The sequence below is a fragment of the Arthrobacter sp. JUb115 genome, from assembly GCF_004365035.1.
Lineage (GTDB): Bacteria > Actinomycetota > Actinomycetes > Actinomycetales > Micrococcaceae > Glutamicibacter.
Map to the genome: position 1 here is coordinate 38,974 of NZ_SOBS01000011.1, position 20,742 is coordinate 59,715.

The window sequence follows — 20,742 nt, forward strand, 5'->3', positions numbered from 1 at the left end:
TCTGAGCCACGACCGGAATTCAGGGTCCAGATTCAGCGTCCGTCAGGGGCATTGCACAATGGTGCTGGTCAGGCGGTTAGACAGGGGATTGGCATGATTATGGGACGCCTCCAGTTAGGTCGGACAGGGTAAGTAACAGATCAGTGTCTCGTGCGGAGCCATAATCCAAAGTACAAGGTCCTGATCGCTTCTCGCACGCTAATGGCCGGTGTGCTTAACTTGCTCATCGATTTCCCTTCATGAGGGTGAAGGTGAACCATGAATGGCATAAAAACAACGTCGGGGGATTCGCCCGGCTACCGGGCTCAGGATCAGATGCGGAATAGGATGGCCTGATGAATCCATCCCCGTATCTGCAAACCCGCCGCCGCCTCGTTGCCGCCGCGCCTTCAGAGATCTTCGAACTGCTCAGGGATCCGGTCATGCACCCGGTCATCGACGGCTCCGGAACGGTGCGGGCCTCGAACGCCGAGGGGAGCAAACTCACGCTGGGCAGCGAGTTCGGCATGCAGATGCGTCTGGGGGTCCCTTACCGGATCAGCAATACGGTGGTGGAATTCGAGCAGGACCGGCAGATCGCCTGGCGGCACTTCAGCGGGCATCGGTGGCGCTACGAGCTGGAAGCTGTCGGGTCGGGGACGCTGGTCAGCGAAACCTGGGATGCGAGCCGGGTGCGGCACCAATGGCTGCTGCGGCTGATGGGCTTCACCCGGAGCACCGGGCCGAATATGGAACGCACCCTGGAACGGCTGGCCGCGCAGTTCCCCGACGCCTCCGAGTAGGGGGCTCTCTGCCCTGAGTAGCTCGTCGATGACAAGGCAAAACACCGTGCAGTGCCACGCGTCACCGTGCGCATCGGCGGTCCGCTGGGAAAACACAGCAATCCGGGGTGGATCAACCCGGACTTCTTCACCATCGAGCGAGTGCTGATGCTCCTCACCGTTGTTGCACCTGTTGTCCGTCCCCTCCAAGAACGCCTACGCCTGAGCCTGCTATTCGGACTGGGTCGCGCTCTTCGGCGCTCGCGGGTTCGCGCCCTTCGCTGCTGGCGCCGAATTCGAATACCCGGTGCTGATGTCCGTTGTCGCCTCGCTGACGGCAGCACTGATCCCGGTCGGCGAATTCGACAGGGCGCTGGTATTCTTCGACCGGAACTTCTTGTTGGTGGTGGGCCTGTGGATCATGGTGGTCGTGGTGACGGCCCGGATCGCCGGGCGCTGGCTCTGGGATGCGGCCATGATGGCGCTAGCCCTCGGGACCATCCTGGCGGCGACAATAAACTGGGACATGTTGGCGGTGACGTTCCTGGCCGGGGTGCTCATCGGCCTGGGGACCACATTGAAGGTCTTTACGCTGCTTTTCTTGGGGGCGGTGATCGTGCTGGCCATCGTTTCCGGCCGGTAGTGGTGTCCGTAGCCGATGCAGACCTCACCGTGGTATTCGGCTACGGAGGTCGTGGTTCCGTCCATTTTCACGGTGGGAATGGCGTTGATGTTCATACCAGATTCAGCAATCTGCGGTCCTATTACATTCCTAGCCGTCTAGATTGTTCGGTGCCTCCGGTCGGAAGCAGAGACGTTTTCTGCGGGTAGGAAGGCAAACTCTTCGTTCCTAGGCGTCTCCCGGGTTTCCGTACTTTTACCAGGGTTTTTTGGGCGCAGAACAGTGAGCGCTTTGTCGCGTCTACCCGGCTAGTCAATGTGCCCCAAATACCATGGTCGATAGACGAGGCCAAGACGGCATACTCCAGCCGCCGTAAAACATGAATCTGTCGGTCGTCGCATTAGGGGTTGATTAACACGCGGGCGTGCCCGAAGAATTTCGCCGGGGGCTCTTTAAAAATGCCTCGCAACTAATGCTGCTGACACTATTCAAGGATCTTAGTTGCAACGCATAGTTGCAAGAATTTTCTACCATCGAGTTTCCAAGGAATTTCAGCTGGGGGACTGAGGTCTGATGAGACGTCTTGCAACCCTTCGGTTGCAAGACGTCTCAGCATGTCATTCATGAGCGTCCAATTCGTCTGGTCACTTCCTGAATGTTGTCAGCTGGGGTTCACCCTTCAGGTTCAAGATACCAAGGTTGGCTGGTACAGCTAGCGGTTCTCAGCACTAGCTCATTTGACTGACGCGCTCTTCCTGACCAAACTCGGGCAGTATCCTCAAACAACGCCAGGAACAAATTTCGGCCAGATTAATTACATTGATCATTCAGGCGAGCGCGGAACATTTGATGCAGAGGCCAGCCAGAAATCTTAGTGTAGGAAAGATGGTGCCACTAGCAGACAATGAGAATGCAGCCGAAGGGTGGAGAGAAAACAAGAAACCGCCGGCTAAGGCTAGCAACCCAATCGCTGCCTCTCTATTTATGGGTAATATCTGGGTGTAAGTATCATTAATTAAAATCAGTAATAGCGGAGAGAACCTTCCACTTCATTCTGAATATTTTTTTAGAGGACGATAGAGTGGTTTTTATGCGTTGCGAATCGAGCGCGGTTCTGTTCTTTATCCATGTCCTTTCTTCCTTCACAACCACCGAGTAGGCAACTTGCTCTCCGACGAAAAATTTGCACATGCGCTTAAGAACATGGCGCGCTATAACCCTGGCCTGCTCGACTCAACTCTTCACCACGGCGAACCCACAATCCTATCGGGAACAAAAACTACGGTGCGAACGCATTATGTTCTCAGCGACGCCAACGGGAACGTTAGGCTATCTCAGCTGGCGGAGGTGCTCGCGGACCAAATCATCTTCTTTTGCATTCCCCGATCAGATATCAAACGTCTCTCCGATCTCCCGGAACATCAGCGGATAGCTGCGAGTAGCAGACTCTACCGACGAGCTAAGGAGACTTTCGCCCAAGCTCAGCCCATGACTGGAGAGGGTTCAGAACTACTTCTGTTTACTCTCCTTGAAAATGTTCTCGAAGTACCTCAACTTATGACAAAGATGTCGCTGAAAACATCTGAGAACGTCCACGTGCACGGCGCTGATGCGGTACATGCTGTCCTCGAAGAAGAAAGTGGCAACCTAGCGCTTTACTGGGGCGAGGCAAAGATGTATGCGGATGTTGGAGATGCCTTGAGCGCGTGCTTTAAGAGCTTGGAACCTTTCCTCAGAATGGACTGGGAGGTCATCCGACGCGACCAGTGGCTTGTCATGCACTATCTAGACACTGCGGATGAAGAAGTAAAGCTTCGTCTTCTCCGTTTTTTTGATCAGGACAATACAGAGTCAGTAAAGGTGGAAGCACGAGGTGCCTGCGTTATAGGATTCGACCACAAAAACTATCCCAAGCTTCCCCACGACATTGTGGCGATCCAAGAGAAAATTGAAGCCAATCTTGCCAGCTGGATTAAGAAGATAAATAGACGACTCAACTCTAGAAAACTGCAGGAGATCGCGATTGAGATTTTCCTTGTTCCCGTTCCTTCCGCGCAGGAATTCCGAAACGCAATCATGACAACGCTTGATATTCCCATTCCGGAGATCCAACCCAAGAAAGCTACAAACGCATGACTGCCAAGATTGATTTCGTCAATGAGGTTCTGGAACTCCCCGGGTTTAAGAAATCACTATCTAATGCAACTGTTATGAATCTTCGGAAAGAATTCGGAATATTCACGCCTGAGTCGGACGTTCCTGACATCGACTGGAACTTCGCCCTAATGTGTGCCAGTGCGTTGACATCCTACGACTCAGAGTCCGCCAATGAAGCAGTGCTGCGCATCGCCCAGTCATGCCTTTTGTCTGGAGAAGTAACGACGAGTGAACAAAAGGCTGCCGCGTTACTTCTTCTACAGCGCGAAGGCAACGTAAGGGCTGCTGCTCTTGCGCAGGCAAAAGGAATTATAGATATTAACGCTATGGGCAGAGCTCCCGTCGAGCTGCGCTTGGACGCTGGTACTCGAGTATCCGAATTGACGATCGACTTAGTCGGAGTGTCTTTTGTCCTTAACACATTCCAAAAAGAGTTCTGGGATGCAGCGCAACAGCTCGGTTGGTTGAGTATCTCTGCACCCACGTCGGCCGGGAAATCTTTTATTGTTCAGGCCTGGATAAAAGAACGCTTGGCGCAGGACCCCGAAATAAAAATTGTTTATTTGGCGCCCACGCGGGCACTCATTGAAGAAGTTGGCACGGGGTTGCGCACAGAATTAGGCTTTAGTGTGTCCATCCAGACCCTTCCCTGGAGTCTTGAGCAAGAGAATGCACCCGAATCTTCCGTTTACATTTTTACTCAGGAACGGTTGCATATCCACCTTACTAGCAATCCAGATTTCCTACCTGATTTCGTTTTTATCGATGAGGCTCAGAATATCGGTAATAGCTCGCGGGGAATCCTTATGTCCCAAGTGATTTCTGAATGTGCTAGTAGGAATGCTGCTGCTCAAATTATTTTCGCTAGTCCGCTTTCTGCAAATCCTGAAATCCTTGTTCAGTCGGCATCAAATGGTGATCCAGGCAGACATATAATTGGCGAGTCCGTTACAGTCAGTCAGAATCTGATTTATGTGAACCAGGTCCACAGAAAACCGCGCGAGTTCGAACTGCGCAATCGGTATAGAGGTGAAGAACAGCACATAGGGACGGTCAAACTCAAAGACGTACCGTCAACGGGTCAACGCTTACCGCGTATCGCCCATGCTCTCGGCGATGCAGGGGGAAATCTGATTTACGCTAACGGGGCGGCAGACGCTGAGAAGTATGCCCGTGAGATCTATAACCTGCTAGGACACGAGGCCGAAAGTAACCTGGATGAGCTTGTCGATCTAGCTGAGTTTATTAGGGAAACTATTCATGAGAAATATTTACTCGCAGACTACGTACTTCGAGGCGTAGCCTTCCACTATGGTGACATACCTCTCAGCCTTAAACTTCGCGTTGAGGATGAATTTAAGAAAGGCAATATTAAGTATCTTGCCTGCACCTCCACCTTGTTGGAGGGCGTAAATCTTCCATGCAGAAACATTTTTGTCCGTGCTCCGAAGAAGGGCGCCCGGAATAACATGACCATTTCTGACTTCTGGAACCTGGCTGGGCGTGCTGGCCGGTGGGGCACAGAGTTTGAAGGCAACATCTTTTGCATCGATACTGATAAGGCTAATGTTTGGAAGAACATCCCTACCGACCGAGTTCGTATGCCAATCACCATCTCAGCCAAGTCCGCACTCGACGCCCCGGACACGCTCCTTGGATATATGCAAGACGGTGCGCCCAAGACAAGCGCCACGACGAAGTACGCGCCAGAAACTGAAGCAGCTTTGAGCTTCATTACGGCAGAGGCTATCGGGGGCCGCTCTGTCGCTTCCATCCCTGGCTTAACAAGCGACGCAACTGTCGCGCATCAAATCGACACACAAGTGGCGTCCATGCTGAAGAGAATTTCTGTAGACCATAGTGTGGTTGCTCGGCATTTTGGCGTCAGTCCTCTATCAATTGAGAGACTAAGGGCGGCTATATCAGAAACGGATCTCGATGCGATCCACCTTGTCGATCCTCGTGCCGACGATGCATTGGACTCCTTCAAAGATGCTTTGGGAATTATAGATGAGCATCTTGGGGGGCCTTTCGGTAATGGTCAGTACAGACTGTTGGTCGCAAACCTCCTAATCAATTGGATGACCGGACGACCTTTGCGAGTAATTATTGAAAATAAGGCAAAATACCGCCGTAGTCGCAATGAAGAAGTCGACTACCCGGGTCTAATAAGGGAGGTTCTCAGCCAAGTCGAACGAGTGGCGCGATATGAAGCTCCAAAATTTCTGTCTTGCTACACTGATGTCCTGAAATCTGAGGCCGCGCGCCGGGGAACGGATATCCCGGATTTGATGGAAGATATTAGGTTGATGCTCGAGCTGGGAGTCACTCGTCGAACCGATATGTCATTGATCGCGAACGGCCTGTCGCGAGCATCCGCTATCCATGTAGGCAATCTCTTCACCGAGCCTGGCCTAGACGAGTCAAGCGTGCGGGACAAGCTCTTGGCGCATGATTTTGACAGGGAGATCCTCCCGTCATTCGTGAGAAAAGAGATTCGAGCTTTGGTAGACCGCATGCGTAGCCGAGCTGCTGAAGCTCAAGAAGCTGACGAGCGGAAAATCTGAACACTATGCTCCATTGCGAAAATCGCTATCCGTTTCCTCCATATCTGGCCTCCACTACTGACTCCGTGAGGCACCGGCGGATCTGCACCTAAAGACGGCGATGCCTATCGGAACTTTTTAGGTGATGAGATCGCTCCGGGTTATGACAATCAGGGTCCGTCGGTGCAGTAGTTCTACGCTTAGCGTTATACCTTTGATCTAGCGCTACGCCATGATTCTGAGACTGGACCAAGTAGTGCCGCTGTATAGTGCTTAGCCCTAAGTTCTGGGCCAAGTTTTGACGTTTCCACACGTCCAAGACTTGGCCCAGAAACTGCTCTTGGTCTGGTGCCATAGCCAAAGGCAAACAGATCAATTCACCGTTTCCTTTGCTCACGCCAGGGCTTTCATGGATGCAAATATCGCAGACTGAATGCATAAAATGCAATGGCTTACTCGAAAAGCCCTAGTCGAAACCCCACTGTAAGTTTATAAGAGATACCCAAACTCCATCGAACTGAATCGTCCCATGGTTCCCGCTTCCATGAATCGATAATCCATGGCTCTTGTGGAGCAGAATGTGATTCCGTCTGGACAGACCGATAGGATCGCAACTATCGGAAGTCGCGATTCGAGATTGACGTCAGAGGAGAATCAGTTTGAAGAAGCAAATCAATGTTGTTGGTGCCGTTATCGTCAGGAACGATGAAATCCTCTGCGCTCAACGAGGCCTAAACGGAAGTCTCGGCGGCATGTGGGAATTCCCTGGTGGCAAAATCGAAGAAGAAGAAACACCTCGTAAAGCCTTAGAGCGCGAGATCCGAGAAGAACTTCTCTGTACGGTCAAAGTAGATTCTGAAGTCACGAGTACCACCTATGAATATGACTTCGGAATTGTCACACTGACAACCTTCTATTGCGAGTTAGTCGAAGGAGAACCGCAGCTAACAGAGCATGAAGATGCAAAGTGGCTCAAACGCGATGAACTCATGTCCCTGGAGTGGGCGCCAGCGGACATTCCCGCGGTGGAAATCATCCAGGCGGCGTAGTGAAGACAAACGCTGATCTCGTTCTTGGTAGCGGTCTCTCTAGAGACGTCACTTTTGGATTCTTAGACGGGAAACAGCAATCTCGCCGCCATCACCACCCTCGTGTCGTATTGAACGCTGACGGAAATACAGTTCTGCGCATCCTTCGCGAAGAGCTTGCCCGTTGTGATGAATTCATTTTCTCCGTCGCTTTTGTAACCCCGAATGCGATTGCTTTACTTAAACAGGAGCTCGTGGAATTTTCGGGTCGAGGAACGATTGTCACCTCCGACTATTTGGGCTTTAATTCGCCATCGGCTTTTAGCGAGTTACTGAACCTTGAAACTCTAGGGATCAACGTTCGAATTCACAAAGCGGGAGCCTTTCACCCGAAGGGTTATATTTTCAAAACCGAGAATATGGTTACGGCCATGATCGGAAGTTCAAATTTGACCGGTAACGCCATCGTGAAAAATTATGAATGGAACTTGAAAGTTTCTGCATCCGAGGGCAGCGATCTAGCTGACCAGCTATCTTTGTTGACCCAGAACCAGCTTGAAGAATCCGAAGCACTGAGCCAACGGTGGATAGATGCGTATGCGGAACAGTACACGCCTCCTCCGATACGTCGGAAAGTAGCAACTGCCCCTCGAACTGACGTTGATGAGCATCTTCTGCCGATAGCGGCTGAACAAGATCTTGAAGTGAGCGGCCAGTCGCCGGATAGTGCTGTGTCGTCCGAGTTGCTCATGCCGATCCTCCCGAATCAGATGCAAACGGAGGCGCTCAAAGCGCTGGAACAGGTTCGGACGAGCGGGGCGTCGAAGGCCATCGTTATTTCGGCTACCGGTACGGGAAAGACGATCCTCTCGGCATTGGAAGTACGGGCAGCTCATCCTGGCCGGTTCTTATTTATCGTTCACCGCGAGCAGATCCTCGATAAAACCATCCAAGAGTACCGCCGCGTCATCGGTAGCGACTACAACGATTTTGGCAAACTTGCGGGTGTCTCCAAACAAAGCGACCGCAAGTTTGTTTTCGCAACGGTGCAGACATTGTCCCAAGATAGTGTGCTGCACGAAATTCAGCCAGACACTTTTGACTACATCATCGTTGACGAGGCGCATCGCGTTGGTTCTCCAACATACAAGAAGGTCCTTGGATACCTCGAACCTACTTTCCTGCTTGGCCTGACAGCCACACCAGAACGTAGCGATGGATTCAATGTTTTTGAGTTTTTCGACTACAACGTGCCGTATGAGATTCGCTTGAATCACGCGTTGGAAGAGAACATGCTGAGCCCATTTCATTACTACGGGATAGCCGACGTAACGCTTGATGACCAGACGATCCTAGACAGCACAGATGATCTGGGACATCTAGTGACGGCGGACCGTGTTCACCACATTATTGACGCGCTGGCTAAATATGGGCAGGCGGGTGTTGCCCCGAAGGGGCTTATTTTCTGTTCTCGTAAAATGGAAGCTGCTGCTCTATCTGCAGCGCTGAACCAGCAGCAACTGCGTGGGAAAACTTTGCGGACGGTGAGTCTCAGCGGTGACGATTCCGTGGAACAGCGAGAACGAGTAGTTGGGCAGCTGGAACGCGGAGAACTCGACTACATCCTCACCGTCGACATCTTCAATGAGGGGGTGGATATCCCCACAGTGAATCAGGTTGTGATGCTTCGCCAAACGCAATCGGCCATAGTGTTCGTGCAGCAGCTTGGACGCGGTTTGCGTAAAGCACCGATGAAGGACTACTTGGTGGTGATCGACTTCATTGGCAACTACGCGAACAACTACATGATCCCGATCGCGCTTTTCGGCGATGAATCGCTGAACAAAGAGTCGCTGAAAGAGAAGCTTATTTCCACCGAACAGGCGGGCGTACTTGCAGGGTTATCGAGTGTTCGATTCGATAAGGTCTCGCAGCAGCGTGTACTTGATTCCATCCGTACAACTGCTCTGGACAGCATTCAAAAGCTCCGCGGTGCGATGCAGTCGATGCAGAACCGCGTCGGACGCGCACCGAAGCTCTTTGATTTTTATCGATTTGAATCGGTCGATCCGGTATTGCTGGCAACGAAGAAGGAAAACTATCCAGCGTTGGTCAAGAGTCTTTTGCGGATTGATCATGAGCTTAGCCAGGATGAGCTCAATGCGTTGTCACTACTATCGCATGAAGTCCTGACGTCGAAGAGAATTCATGAGTTCGTGCTTGTCCGTGAGTTGCTTTCACACGGGTCGGTAACCTTGCCCCAATTCCAAGCAGCGCTCCTCAACGAAGGAATCGACGCGGCCCATCGCGAATTGATGAGCACCGTAGAAACTCTGAATCTTGCTAATCACGGACAAGTTGATCAAAGTCGATATGGAATTCGCTTGGCGAACATCGATGGAGAGTCCATATCGGCTGATCCTGGTTTTCTCAGTTCATATCGTTCACACCGTGCATTCACCAACGAAGTGGACGACATCATACAAACGGGCATGGCCCTAGTGCGAGACCGGTATGTTGCTGGAGATCCGTTTATCGTTGGAGGACAGTATTCCCGAAAGGAAGTGACACGTCTTCTGGGACTGCCACGAAAATGGACGTCGACGCTTTACGGGTACAAAGTCGACCCAGAATCGAAGACCTGCCCGATTTTTGTGACGCTGCACAAATCTGACGATATCTCGGCTAGTACCGCGTACCAGGATGAACTGGTTGATCCTTCCCATCTGCGATGGTTCACGCGATCAAGGCGAACGCTACAGAGCGATGAAGTCCGGCGAATAGTGGATAACGAGGTTGATCTGTACGTCTTCGTTAAGAAAGACGATGCGGAAGGTACCGAATTCTTTTACTTAGGCCAGGCCGATTCACGTAATGCCGAGCAGACTCACATGTCTGGAAAGAACCAAGAGCAGCTTGACGTTGTCACGATGAACCTGCATTTTGAGAAAGCGATCGACAACGCTCTGTACGACTATTTGAGCCCGAATGTAAACCTGACGTAGTCTGGCCGATGATTTTCTAGAGCTTCTAGGAGTGCGATTGAATGCAGTACGATCCGATGCGGAACGGGATGAAGGCGAACCACAGGTTCATCTGCTCATTGATAACGACACAGGTATCGACGATGCCTTGGCGCTCGCGTTCCTGTGCGCCTGCGACCACGTAAAGATAGAGGCCCTCACCAGCACGCCTGGAAATGTCGACGTCGAACAAGTCGCTGCGAATAATCGAGCTCTGCTGGCGCTCTGCGGTCGCCCCGAAGTTCCGGTACTCATTGGTGCACGGGAGCCTCTGCAGATTCCGCTGGTGACCACACCGGAAACTCACGGTACGCAAGGTGTTGGTTACGCGACTCTTCCAGATTCAGAATCCGAATCTTCAACAGATGTTGGCGCAGTGGACTACTGGATTGAAGCAGCCCGAGCTAACCCGGGAGAGCTGACGGTCCTGCTCAGCGCCCCGTTGACTAACTTCGCACTAGCGCTACGCGAAGAACCTAGACTTCCCTGGTTGCTGCGCAAGGTAGTGATCATGGGCGGTGCTTTCTACTACCAAGGGAATACAACACCGACGGCCGAGTGGAACACCCACGTAGACCCGCACGCCGCAAAGGAAGTTTTTGCTGCCTACTCTGCTGCCGCTGAACAAGGATTGGACTCCTCGAAACTGCCGATTGTCTGCTCCCTGGACACCACGGAGAACTTCGAAATGCAGCCGGACTTCCTTACTAGGCTCTCCATTGAAGCTGGATGCGCTGAACCGGAAATAGTCCAGGCCAGCGACCCTGAAGGGACGTTGAGCAAGTCCTCCAATCCGCTGGTGCGATATCTCTCCGATGCACTGCGGTTCTACTTCGAATTCCACCGGCAATACGACCAGGGTTACATCGCCCACGTGCACGACTTCTTTGCCGCCGGTGTTGCCGCCGGGACGCTGGACTACGAGACCCGTCCCGCAACGGTGGACGTCGAGACAGAATCGCCGTTGCTCTTCGGTACCACCGTGGCTGACTTCCGCGGGCTGTGGGGCAAGCCGGCGAATGCCCACGTGGTTGTATCAAACGACCCTGAGGCAGGGTTCGCCGAGCTGGTCCAGCGCCTTGGTGCGCTGGCAAGGAAACTCAACGGGAATTCCTGAGCACAGGCAGGTGGGCTAGAATCGTCTACCGGGTCGAGGTGACATAGACCCGCCATTCGCGCGTTGCGGGAGCAATCCTGCGCGCAATTAACTCGTATCCCCAGGATTGCCTCATCATGTCACCGAATCTTCTTTTGCCTGAAGCATCAGCAGCCCAGCTCCTGCGGCGCAGGGTGCTCGGCGCAGCTGGAACCCTGCTGCTCGTTGGAACCTACCTGTTCCTGGTCATTACCCAACCCACGGGAATCGTCGAAGGCCTGGGCCAGGGTGTCGCCTTGGCAACTTTCGCCGCCTACCTGATCGCTGCCGTCCTGCTGCTGCTCGCAGTCTTGCCAGACCTGCCGGTCTCCGCCCTGACGCTGATCCCAGTCGCCCTGGCACTGAACATCATCCTCGGCCAATTCGTCGGGTCCGTCATGGTCCCGCTCTACCTGGACTCCATCGGCACTGTGCTTGTGGGCTTCCTGGCCGGACGCCGTGCCGGCGCCGCCACCGGTGTGCTCAGCACGCTGATCTGGTCGCTATTTGCTCCCACCGTCTTGCCATTCGCTGCCGGAGCCGCACTGGTTGGCTTCCTCGCGGGAACCGCCGCTCGCTACGGCGCCCTGCGCCGGCCATACCTTGCCCCAATCGCAGGCTTAGTTGCCGGTGTACTGGTTGGCGTAGTGTCCTCCCCGGTGGCTGCCTTCGTCTACGGCGGCACCTCGGGAGTCGGTACCGGCGCAGTAGTTGCGGCCTTCCGCTCCATGGGTGATTCGCTGCTCTCCGCGGTCACCAAGCAGGCCCTGATCTCTGACCCGGGAGACAAGGCAATTGTCTTCCTCATCGCGGCGTTACTGGTCTTCGCCTTGCCGAAGCGCTTGAGCGGTTCTTTCGAATTCATCCGCCGCTACAAGGTGCTGGGCAAGAGCGGAAACAAGTAGGCCACCTATGAAGCGCCGCATCGCTGAGTTGCATCCTTTTACCGTGCTTTGCCTAGCCGTGCTCACCGTTTCGGTGGCCACGGCTGCCAGCCGCTGGTGGCTGAGCTGCGCGGTAATAGCGCTTTGCCTGGCCATTGGCGCGGTTGCGGGCAAGGCCCGCAAACTCGCGGCGCTCAGCGGTGCCATCATGCTCCCGACCCTCCTGTCCTTGCTGATGATCCATGGACTGGCTTCACAGGATTCGTCGGCGGTGATCGCCGCATGGGGGCCAGTCAGCCTGACGCTTGGGGGAGCGGAGATCGCCATGGCCCTGGCCTTGCGCACCGCCGTGCTGGTGGTGGCGGGTTTGCTTTGCGGTCTGCTGATCGACAAGCACCAGCTGGTGGCAGCTATCGACTTGTCTCCGGCTCCGCCGCAGGCGGGATACCTGTTGGCATCCACGCTGTTCCTTCTTCCGCAGATGATGGAAAAGCAGCATGCCATCGGCCAAGCCCAGGCCTTGCGGAAAGCAGGAACCGGCCGGGGTTTGGCCGGGTGGCTGCAGCGCCTGAGGCTGCGATCCGTTCCGCTGGTGCTCTCCTCGGTGCAAGATGCCCATGACCGTTCGGTGCATCTGGCCGCGCGCGGTTTCCCTGCCCGCGGTGAGCACAGCAGATTGCGCCGTGTCGCAGACTCGCAGATCCAGAGGGGCGTCCGCTGGGTTGCCCTGCTGTGTTCGGTGCTGGTGCCGGTAGCGATTCTGGTGCCTCTCGGGGGAGCCTCATGATGGATATGGTTCACCGTGCACCTGCCGGAACCACGGCGGCGCTGCACCTCAGGCTGGGAAGCTTCCGCTACTCCGAGGCGCACGCCGAGGCCTTGCGCGAGATCGAGTTGGAATTCTCCCCGGGTTCCCTGACTGTCATTGCCGGCGACTCTGGATCCGGAAAGTCCACGCTGGGCGGAGTACTCGCTGGCATGCTTCCGCGGCCAGGAGCAGACCAATGCGAGGGAACGGTCAGCCTGGCGGGGCAACGGATCGATTTTTCTCCGGAGCGTTCGCCACGAATCGACGTCGCCGGCTGGGCCAGGCACGTAGGACTGCTGCCCCAGGATGCCGGGCTCTACCTCTCGGGGATTCGCCAGACGGTTGCAGAAGAGCTGGTCTTCGCGCGGGAGAATGAAGGAATGCCCCGTGAAGAGATGGCAGACCTCATTGACGAGCTATCCACGCGGCTTTCCCTGGAACATCTGCTGGAACGCGATCCCGCCAAGCTTTCAGGAGGCCAAGAACGCCTGGTCGCACTGGCCGCGTTGTCCGCAGCCAAACCGTCCATCATTGTGCTCGATGAACCGTTGGCCGGGTTGGATTCCAAGGCAACTCAGGCCGTGACTTCGATGATCACCAGGTTGCGTGCCGAAGGCACTGCACTTGTGGTGCTGAGCCGGACGGCAGAAGCATGGGAGGCCGAAGCGGATTCACTGTGGAACTTGGCGGAAGGAACTTTGCAGCGAGCAACTGCAGGCGCTGCAACCAGTGCGTTGCCTTCCAAATCAAATAGACCATCTGTCCCCGCCGCATCCGCAAAGCCTTTGCTGGACTTTGCCGGCGTGCAACTCGGATACAAAGGCGCCAGCGCCCCGGTCATCTCCAACCTTGACCTCGAAGTCCGTGCCGGTGAATGCGTGGGGCTGGCCGGCGCCAACGGTACGGGCAAGACGACACTGCTCAAAGCCGCAGCAGGGCTAATCAAGCCAACTGCCGGAAAAGTGCTGGTGGCAGGTGATGCTGGGATGCTCCTGCAGAACCCTTCGGACCAGCTTTTCGAGCGTGCAGTTGCCCGGGAGGTCTCCTTTGGCCTTCCCAAGAAGAGCATCCAACGTGACCGCGTGCCGTTGGTGCTTGCACAGCTGGGTCTGGAATCCTTTGCGCAGACCCATCCTTATGAGCTGCCGGCTTCGGCCCGCCGGCTCGTTGCCTTGGCCACCGTTTTGGTGCGCGAACCGCAGCTGCTCCTCCTTGACGAGCCAACCGAAGCGCTGGACTCGGCGGGGCTTCACTGCCTGCACGGGGCCATCGATTCCGTACTCGAACGCGGGGGAGCGGTGCTGTTCTCCTCCCACGATGAGCGGTTCATGTCGTCCACCGCGCACAGGGTGCACCAGCTGTCGTAGCAATTTTTCTGCTGCGGGATAGGCGCCCGCGTCTGGGCCAAGCCTATTCCCGGTGCGCTCCAAGGTAATCAAGTCTCTGCGCCATGCACGCCGTACGGTGAATTCACACCCTTCTGCCCCGGTGGATTGTGGGTACTCGTCTATTCGGTCAGCCATTATTGCACCTCGCGAGCTGAGTCATCATTCCGGCCGTGCAAGGAATTGGTCCCCAAACCAAGGTAAAAACGCAGTCGTAGGTCAGCTCATCGAGAGAACTGCTCCGACTGCTCCGACTGCTCCGCTGGCTCCTCCTCGCACCAACATTCTCTTGGCGTCACCAGATTTCATGCCTTCAATCCCTCGCCTACGCGAAGTGACGTGGAGGAATCCGAAGCGGCTGGCTTTTGCTGCAAAGCCCACCTGCGAGCTTGCTTGTCACAATTGCCGATCCATGTGAAATAGAACTCCTTTACCGCTTGACGGTGTGGCCTTCGACACCCTAGTCTGTGATCACTGAATAAACACATAGTTCATCTAGTGAACACATTGAAGGGATTCAACATGACAAAGGAGATGCGCGTTTTCGCGTTCGACTTCAACGGCCCGGCGCATCTTTCCGCTGGCACATGGCGCCATCCGAAGGACCGGGGTGGTGAATACAAGTCGCTCGGCTACTGGGTCGAGTACGGGAAACTCCTCGAAGCTGCCTGCTTTGACGGGATTTTCTTTGCCGACAACGACGGCTATCACGAGACCTACAAGGGCTCGGTGAATGATTCCCTGAAGGACGGCGCGCAGATCCCGGCCAATGATCCTTCATACCTTATTCCGGCCATGGCCGCGGTAACCAAGCACCTGAGCTTCGGCGTCACCTCCTCCACCGCCTACGACGCCCCGTACAAGCTGGCCCGCAAGTTCTCCACTCTGGATCACCTGACCGATGGCCGAGTGGGATGGAACGTCGTCACCTCTTATACCAACAGCGCAGCGCGGAACATCGCCGGACTCGAAGCCGCCGAAGCCCATGACGACCGCTACGCCCGCGCCGAGGAATTCATCACCGTGGCCATGAAGCTCTGGGAGACTTCGTGGGACGAAGACGCAGTGCTGCGCGATGCCGCGACCTCCACCTACGTGGACCCCAGTCGCGTGCACAATATCGAACACCAGGGCGAGCACTTCAGCGTTCCGGGCATCCACCTTTGCGAACCCTCGCCGCAGCGCACCCCGGTGATCTTCCAAGCCGGCGGATCCCCGCGCGGCGTGGCCCTGGCCGCCAAGACAGCCGAGGCTGTCTTCCTGAACGCGATGACCAAGGAAGCGCTGAAGAAGCAGGTCGACGGGCTGAAGGCCAAGGCGCTGGAATTCGGGCGCAACCCGGAGAACATCGCCACCTTGCAGATGATCACCGTCATCAGCGCTGCCACCGATGAAGAAGCGCAGGCCAAATACGAGGAGTACCTCAAGCTGGTCTCCTACGACGGGGCCATGGCCCGCTACAGCAGCTGGGCCGGGGTGGACTTGTCGGCCTTCGACCCGGATGTCCCGCTGAAGAACATCGATACGAACGCCGGGCAGACCATGCTGAACTTCTTCCTGAAAATGGACCCGTCCAAGGACTGGACCACCCGTGACATCGCCGAGTACATCGGCATCGGCGGCACCTCGCCGGTCATCGTGGGCGGACCGGAAACCTGCGCGGATGAGCTGATTTCCTGGATGGAGCAGACCGGGGCCAGCGGCTTCAACCTGGCCAATGCCATCAAGTTCCAGGACATCAAGGACTTCGCAGAATTCGTCGTTCCCGAACTGCAGCGCCGAGGCGCCATGCGCACCTCCTTCGCCGGGTCCACCCTGCGCGAGACGCTCTTCGGAGAAGGCAACGCCCGGCTGCCCCTGGACCACCCAGGCGCAGCACTGAACCAGCAGACCACCGCACAAGCCAGCTAGGAGTTCCCCATGTCCATCATTGTGACCCCGCAGAACACGGGGATTGATCCGGCCGAATACCGCAAGGTCTTCGGCGCCCTGCCCACCGGCGTCACCGCCATCACCGGCATGACCGCCGCCGGCAAGCCCATGGGCTTCGTCGTGGGAACCTTCATGTCCCTGTCGCTGGAACCGCCACTGGTCACCTTCTGCGTCGACAAGGGTTCGAGCACCTGGCCGACCCTGCGCTCCCTGGGCCGCTTCACCGCGAACATCCTGTCCACCGAGCAGCTTCCGGTCAGCCGGGCGCTCTCCCGCAAGGGCGTGGACAAGTTCGAGGGCATCGACTACGAGATCGGTGCCAACGGCACCCCGCGCATCGCCGGGGCCTCGGCCTGGATCGACTGCGAAGTGCTTTCGGAAGTCGTCGCCGGAGACCACTACATGATTGTCGGCGGAGTGGAAACCATGGAAGCCACAGAGCGCGAAGCGCTGCTCTTCCGCGGCGGAAAATTCGGAGATTTCAACCTTTGGCCGGCACCGGCCCCAACTGCAAAGGCCTAGCATCATGGCATCAATCCTGGAACGCATCACCTCCGCCTGGACCGAGGCGTGGAGCAAGGGCAATACCGCGGCTTTTGCGGATCTGGTATCCGAAGACTACGTGCGCTACTCCAAGACCGGCGAAGAGCGCATCGATGACCTGTTGAACCAGATCACCGAATCCCACCAGGCCTTCAGCGACTTCAACATGGAAATCCTGCGGGCCATCGAGGACGACAACCTGGCAGCAATCCACTGGCGCAGCACCGGGGTGCACACCGGCGAATTCATGGGCGTCCCGCCGACCGGCCGCACGGTGACCGTGACCGGCGCGACCTTCATCAGCCACTGCGATGGCAGGGTCACCGAAGAATCGGTGGTCTGGGATCCACGCGAAATGCTTTCGGCCATGAGCATCTGGCACCTGGGCGACCAGCGGATCAAGAAGTAGCAAGCAGCAGCGACGGGGCGGCAGGCAAGCCGCCGCCCCGTCTGCCCAAGACATTCCGGCGGTCCGCGCCGCCCGAGGTGAGGATGGAGATCCCTTTGCCAATCAACATTACCCAGACTGCCCAGCGCCTGATTTCCGCCAAGGAATCACGCCAGCCATTGGAAAGCCTGATCGATCATTCCGCAGGCCCCACGGTGGCCGATGCCTTCCGCGTGCAGCAGGAGATCATCCGGCTGAATGTCGAAGCGGGAGACAGCATCTCCGGCTTCAAGCTGGGCAACATCGCCAAGGCCATGCAGAGCAAGTTCGGGGTGGATGAACCGGACTACGGCTACCTGCTGGCCAGCCAGTTCTACCCGGAGAACCTGCCGATCAGCGCCGCCGACTTCATCGAGCCTTTCATTGAGCTTGAACCTGGCTTCGTGCTGAAGAAGGACCTGGGCGGCAAGCATGTCACCGCAGCGGACGTCATGGCCGCCACCGACTTCGTGGTGCCCGCACTGGAAATCATCGACTCCCGGATTAAGGACTGGAAGATTGGCCTGTTCGACACCCTGGCCGATAACGGTTCGGTGGGAGGGGTGATTCTCGGCGGGCAGCCGCGCAAGCTCTCCGAGGTCAATCTCGCGAACCAGCCCGGTTGCATTGAATTCGACGGCCAAGAAGTGGCCCGCGGGAACACCAACGCCATCCACGGCAATCCGGTATCGGCCATCGCCTGGCTCTGCCGGCGCATCGCCGAATACGGCATCACCCTGAAGGCCGGACAATTCATCCTGCCCGGCAGCTGCCTGGCTGCCGAGAAGATGGTCCCCGGCACGGCGATTACCGGCCGCTTCGAGGGATGGGGAGAAATCTCCTTCGACTACACGCCCGCACCTAGTGCCGCCACGCATTCCTGAACCGATACACAGAGCAGAAAAGAGCTTGAAAATGGCCCTGAGCATTGCGCCAACCATCGAAAACACCACCAGCGGGCAGCTGGAAGCCTATTTGGCCGCCGCGCAAGACAGCTTCGGCGCCTGGGCCGCAACCAGCCCGGCCCAGCGAGCCGGCATCCTGGACGCCGTGGCCAGCGCGCTGGATGCCGCCGCGGACCAGCTGGTTCCGATAGCCATGGCCGAGACCAACCTGCCCGAGCTGCGCCTTCGCGGGGAACTGAAGCGCACCACCTTCCAGCTGCGCTTCTTCGGGGAACTGCTGCGCGATGGCGGATACCTCGACGCGCGCATCGACCATCCCGATGCGCAGTGGCCCATGGGAGCCGCCCGCCCGGATCTGCGGCGCACCCGCATTCCGCTCGGACCTGTCGTGGTCTTCGCGGCCAGCAACTTCCCCTTCGCCTTCTCGGTGGCCGGCGGCGACAGCGCCTCGGCGCTGGCAGCTGGCAACCCGGTCATCGTCAAGGCGCACCATGGGCATCTTCAACTCTCGCGGCTCACCGCCCAGGTGGTCAACGAGGCCTTGGCCGGGGCTGGCGCGCCGGACGGGCTATTCCAGGTCGTCTTCGGAACCGAAGCCGGGCGCGCCGTCCTGCTGGATCCGCGGATCAAGGCCGCAGGATTCACCGGTTCCATCCCCGGGGGCCGGGCCCTGATGGACCTGGCTGTTTCCCGCGATGAACCTATTCCCTTCTACGGGGAGCTGGGCAGCAACAACCCGGTGTTCGTCACCGAGCAGGCCGCCAAGGTGCGCGGCGAACAGGTCATCACCGAGTTCATCGGCTCCTTCACCACCAGCGCCGGCCAGCTGTGCACCAAGCCCGGAACACTGTTCATCCCGCGCGGCTCGGGCTTGCGCCCGCTGCTGTCCGAGGCCGCGCTCCCGGCCGGGACCGGTCTGCTGAACCAGCGCATCCGCGAAGGCTACGGGCAGGTGCTGGACCAGCTGTCCGCGCATCCCGCTGTCGAGGTGCTCGCGCAGGGCAGCGAACCGCTGGGCGAGCAGCCTTCGCCCACCTTGCTGGTCACCGGCATCGACGAGCTGCTGGCAGATCCGCAGGCCTTGCAGGCCGAGTGCTTCGGGCCCAGTGCACTGGTCGTGGAATACGACTCCGAGCAGCAGCTGGTGGCTGCGGCGCAGACCTTCGAGGGCCAGCTGACCGCAACCATCCACGGCGAAGAAGGCGACCGCGTCAAAGAGCTGGTCGCGGTGCTGGCGAACAAGGCCGGACGCGTGCTGTGGAACCAGTGGCCCACCGGGGTTTCGGTGACCTACGCCCAGCAGCATGGCGGCCCCTACCCGGCCACCACCGCGGTGGGGACCACCTCGGTCGGTGCCGCCGCCATCGAGCGGTTCGTGCGCCCGGTGGCCTACCAGAACTTCCCGCAGCATCTGCTCCCGGCACAGCTGCAGGATGCCAACCCGGACAGCGTTCCGCAGCTGGTCAACGGCCAGCCGCGCGGCCGCTGAGCGGAACCGCGAAGTACCACCAGGAGGGAATAGCCCATGCATGCCATTGAAGGAATCGTCGAGCACGGAGACGCCCGCGGGCGAGAACTCGGCTTCCGCACCGCGAATATCCCCATGCTGCAAGATGACCAGCTCGATGGCGTGTGGGGTGCCGAAGTGCTGCTGCCCGATGGGCGCCAGGTGCCTGCCTGCGTGTCCATCGGCCGGCGCGCCACCTTCTACCGCACCGGCGGGCAGGTGCTGCTCGAAGCGCATCTGCTCGACTTCTCCGGGGACCTCTACGGCCAGCACCTGGTGGTGCGCCTGCTGGAATTCCAGCGCCCGCAAATTGAATATGCGGATGCTGGAACCCTGGTGGAGCAGCTGCATCGGGATGTGGCCGAGACGCGACGCGCTGCGCAGCTGCGGGAAAGCGTCCTTGCATGAGCGGGATCGCAATGGAGCCCCCGGCTGCGCCGCCGTCCTGGGCGGTGCAGCGGGTGGCGACCGTCATTGAACGCCAGGGCATCCCGGTGCCGATCCGCGATGCCAAGCGCATCGCGCAAAAAGCCGGGGTGAGCAAGAGCCTGGCCCGCCGCTGCATCCACTACATGGACAGCGGAAAATAGCCTCCCGCAGGGACCAGGCCTGCTGGACAAGGCCCCTGGCTCCCGGGCGCTGGACGCCGCGGGCCTGAGGCGCCACCGGTAAAATTCCTGGTGCCTTCTCCACCCAAGCCGCGCGAATTCCCGCGGGATCATCCCGCTGCCTCGCGCGGCTTTCTGGCGCTGCCTTGGTGCCCTGTGCCGCTATGGGCCCGGTCATATGGGCAATGCTCCTGCGCCGTCGCGGGTTTAATCCGGGACATTTCTGCGCAACGCCCAGGGCGGCAAAAATCATCTCAGTCGCCATGTCAGCTCCGTTCGTGCAGCTGCAGTCCTTGAATTTCCGGGCCCCGGAGCTGGGTCCGACGATGAAATGTTTTGCTGAATGTGTTGTGCATCACCGGAGTGTCGTGTTCACTAGATAACTAGCATGATCATCTGGTGAACGTTATGAAGTTCTTGTTTCGCTATTGCAAGTGAAAATTCCACAGCAGTTCATGCGCAGCGAGAGCA

Annotated in this window: 17 protein-coding genes; all 17 read left to right on the forward strand. The window is 57.4% G+C overall.

The window, feature by feature from the left end:
- Positions 1 to 335 precede the first annotated feature (335 nt).
- The 17 genes from EDF61_RS16065 to EDF61_RS16140 all read left to right on the forward strand — a co-directional run bounded on the left by EDF61_RS16065 (position 336) and on the right by EDF61_RS16140 (position 20,253).
- On the forward strand, positions 336 to 782 hold the full coding sequence (locus tag EDF61_RS16065; protein WP_133834770.1) for an SRPBCC family protein: 447 nt from the start codon (positions 336 to 338) through the stop codon (positions 780 to 782).
- A gap of 292 nt (positions 783 to 1,074) precedes the next feature.
- Positions 1,075 to 1,404, forward strand: coding sequence for a glycosyltransferase family protein (locus EDF61_RS16070; protein ID WP_133834771.1), 330 nt, complete (start codon positions 1,075 to 1,077; stop codon positions 1,402 to 1,404).
- Between the two features lie 1,143 nt (positions 1,405 to 2,547).
- Positions 2,548 to 3,519 (forward strand): HamA C-terminal domain-containing protein, encoded by a 972-nt coding sequence (locus EDF61_RS16075; protein WP_133834772.1) that lies wholly within the window; start codon positions 2,548 to 2,550, stop codon positions 3,517 to 3,519.
- A complete protein-coding gene (locus EDF61_RS16080; RefSeq protein WP_133834773.1) occupies positions 3,516 to 6,107 on the forward strand; it encodes a DEAD/DEAH box helicase in 2,592 nt (863 codons plus the stop codon). The genes EDF61_RS16075 and EDF61_RS16080 overlap by 4 nt, the downstream gene beginning before the upstream one ends.
- Positions 6,108 to 6,745: 638 nt before the next feature.
- Positions 6,746 to 7,135 (forward strand): (deoxy)nucleoside triphosphate pyrophosphohydrolase, encoded by a 390-nt coding sequence (locus EDF61_RS16085; RefSeq protein WP_133834774.1) that lies wholly within the window; start codon positions 6,746 to 6,748, stop codon positions 7,133 to 7,135.
- Positions 7,135 to 10,119, forward strand: coding sequence for a DEAD/DEAH box helicase (locus EDF61_RS16090; RefSeq protein ID WP_166650855.1), 2,985 nt, complete (start codon positions 7,135 to 7,137; stop codon positions 10,117 to 10,119). The genes EDF61_RS16085 and EDF61_RS16090 overlap by 1 nt, the downstream gene beginning before the upstream one ends.
- Before the next feature lie 37 nt (positions 10,120 to 10,156).
- Positions 10,157 to 11,254 (forward strand): nucleoside hydrolase, encoded by a 1,098-nt coding sequence (locus EDF61_RS16095; protein WP_286172301.1) that lies wholly within the window; start codon positions 10,157 to 10,159, stop codon positions 11,252 to 11,254.
- Positions 11,255 to 11,370: 116 nt separating this feature from the next.
- Positions 11,371 to 12,177 (forward strand): ECF transporter S component, encoded by an 807-nt coding sequence (locus tag EDF61_RS16100; RefSeq protein ID WP_133834776.1) that lies wholly within the window; start codon positions 11,371 to 11,373, stop codon positions 12,175 to 12,177.
- Positions 12,178 to 12,184: 7 nt separating this feature from the next.
- Entirely contained in the window at positions 12,185 to 12,943 is a 759-nt protein-coding gene (locus EDF61_RS16105; RefSeq protein WP_133834777.1) for an energy-coupling factor transporter transmembrane component T family protein, read from the forward strand.
- Positions 12,940 to 14,331 carry an ABC transporter ATP-binding protein gene (locus EDF61_RS16110; protein ID WP_133834778.1) on the forward strand — a complete coding sequence of 464 codons (1,392 nt, stop codon included), beginning with the start codon at positions 12,940 to 12,942 and terminating at the stop codon, positions 14,329 to 14,331. Before EDF61_RS16105 ends, EDF61_RS16110 begins: the two co-directional genes overlap by 4 nt.
- A gap of 540 nt (positions 14,332 to 14,871) precedes the next feature.
- Positions 14,872 to 16,260 (forward strand): LLM class flavin-dependent oxidoreductase, encoded by a 1,389-nt coding sequence (locus EDF61_RS16115; RefSeq protein ID WP_133834779.1) that lies wholly within the window; start codon positions 14,872 to 14,874, stop codon positions 16,258 to 16,260.
- A gap of 9 nt (positions 16,261 to 16,269) precedes the next feature.
- Positions 16,270 to 16,803: a flavin reductase family protein gene (locus EDF61_RS18960; protein ID WP_208294291.1), complete on the forward strand. Its 534-nt coding sequence runs from the start codon at positions 16,270 to 16,272 to the stop codon at positions 16,801 to 16,803.
- 4 nt (positions 16,804 to 16,807) lie between these two features.
- Positions 16,808 to 17,233 (forward strand): ester cyclase, encoded by a 426-nt coding sequence (locus EDF61_RS18965; protein ID WP_208294292.1) that lies wholly within the window; start codon positions 16,808 to 16,810, stop codon positions 17,231 to 17,233.
- A gap of 95 nt (positions 17,234 to 17,328) precedes the next feature.
- Positions 17,329 to 18,135: a 2-keto-4-pentenoate hydratase gene (locus EDF61_RS16125; protein WP_133834780.1), complete on the forward strand. Its 807-nt coding sequence runs from the start codon at positions 17,329 to 17,331 to the stop codon at positions 18,133 to 18,135.
- Between the two features lie 31 nt (positions 18,136 to 18,166).
- Positions 18,167 to 19,645, forward strand: a complete 1,479-nt coding sequence (locus tag EDF61_RS16130) for an aldehyde dehydrogenase (NADP(+)) (protein WP_133834781.1) — start codon at positions 18,167 to 18,169, stop codon at positions 19,643 to 19,645.
- A gap of 36 nt (positions 19,646 to 19,681) precedes the next feature.
- Positions 19,682 to 20,071, forward strand: coding sequence for a riboflavin kinase (locus tag EDF61_RS16135; RefSeq protein ID WP_133834782.1), 390 nt, complete (start codon positions 19,682 to 19,684; stop codon positions 20,069 to 20,071).
- The gene (locus EDF61_RS16140) at positions 20,068 to 20,253 is read left to right on the forward strand and encodes a hypothetical protein (RefSeq protein WP_133834783.1); all 186 of its coding nucleotides are present in this window, start codon (positions 20,068 to 20,070) and stop codon (positions 20,251 to 20,253) included. The genes EDF61_RS16135 and EDF61_RS16140 overlap by 4 nt, the downstream gene beginning before the upstream one ends.
- Positions 20,254 to 20,742: the final 489 nt, after the last annotated feature.

Excerpts from the sequence above, each read along its gene's own strand:
- EDF61_RS16100 (WP_133834776.1), top strand. The coding sequence starts at position 11,371 with ATGTCACCGAATCTTCTTTTGCCTGAAGCATCAGCAGCCCAGCTCCTG.
- EDF61_RS16140 (WP_133834783.1), top strand. The coding sequence starts at position 20,068 with ATGAGCGGGATCGCAATGGAGCCCCCGGCTGCGCCGCCGTCCTGGGCG.
- EDF61_RS16115 (WP_133834779.1), top strand. The coding sequence starts at position 14,872 with ATGACAAAGGAGATGCGCGTTTTCGCGTTCGACTTCAACGGCCCGGCG.
- EDF61_RS16110 (WP_133834778.1), top strand. The coding sequence starts at position 12,940 with ATGATGGATATGGTTCACCGTGCACCTGCCGGAACCACGGCGGCGCTG.
- EDF61_RS18960 (WP_208294291.1), top strand. The coding sequence starts at position 16,270 with ATGTCCATCATTGTGACCCCGCAGAACACGGGGATTGATCCGGCCGAA.
- EDF61_RS16080 (WP_133834773.1), top strand. The coding sequence starts at position 3,516 with ATGACTGCCAAGATTGATTTCGTCAATGAGGTTCTGGAACTCCCCGGG.
- EDF61_RS16070 (WP_133834771.1), top strand. The coding sequence starts at position 1,075 with ATGTCCGTTGTCGCCTCGCTGACGGCAGCACTGATCCCGGTCGGCGAA.
- EDF61_RS18965 (WP_208294292.1), top strand. The coding sequence starts at position 16,808 with ATGGCATCAATCCTGGAACGCATCACCTCCGCCTGGACCGAGGCGTGG.
- EDF61_RS16135 (WP_133834782.1), top strand. The coding sequence starts at position 19,682 with ATGCATGCCATTGAAGGAATCGTCGAGCACGGAGACGCCCGCGGGCGA.
- EDF61_RS16105 (WP_133834777.1), top strand. The coding sequence starts at position 12,185 with ATGAAGCGCCGCATCGCTGAGTTGCATCCTTTTACCGTGCTTTGCCTA.
- EDF61_RS16130 (WP_133834781.1), top strand. The coding sequence starts at position 18,167 with ATGGCCCTGAGCATTGCGCCAACCATCGAAAACACCACCAGCGGGCAG.
- EDF61_RS16065 (WP_133834770.1), top strand. The coding sequence starts at position 336 with ATGAATCCATCCCCGTATCTGCAAACCCGCCGCCGCCTCGTTGCCGCC.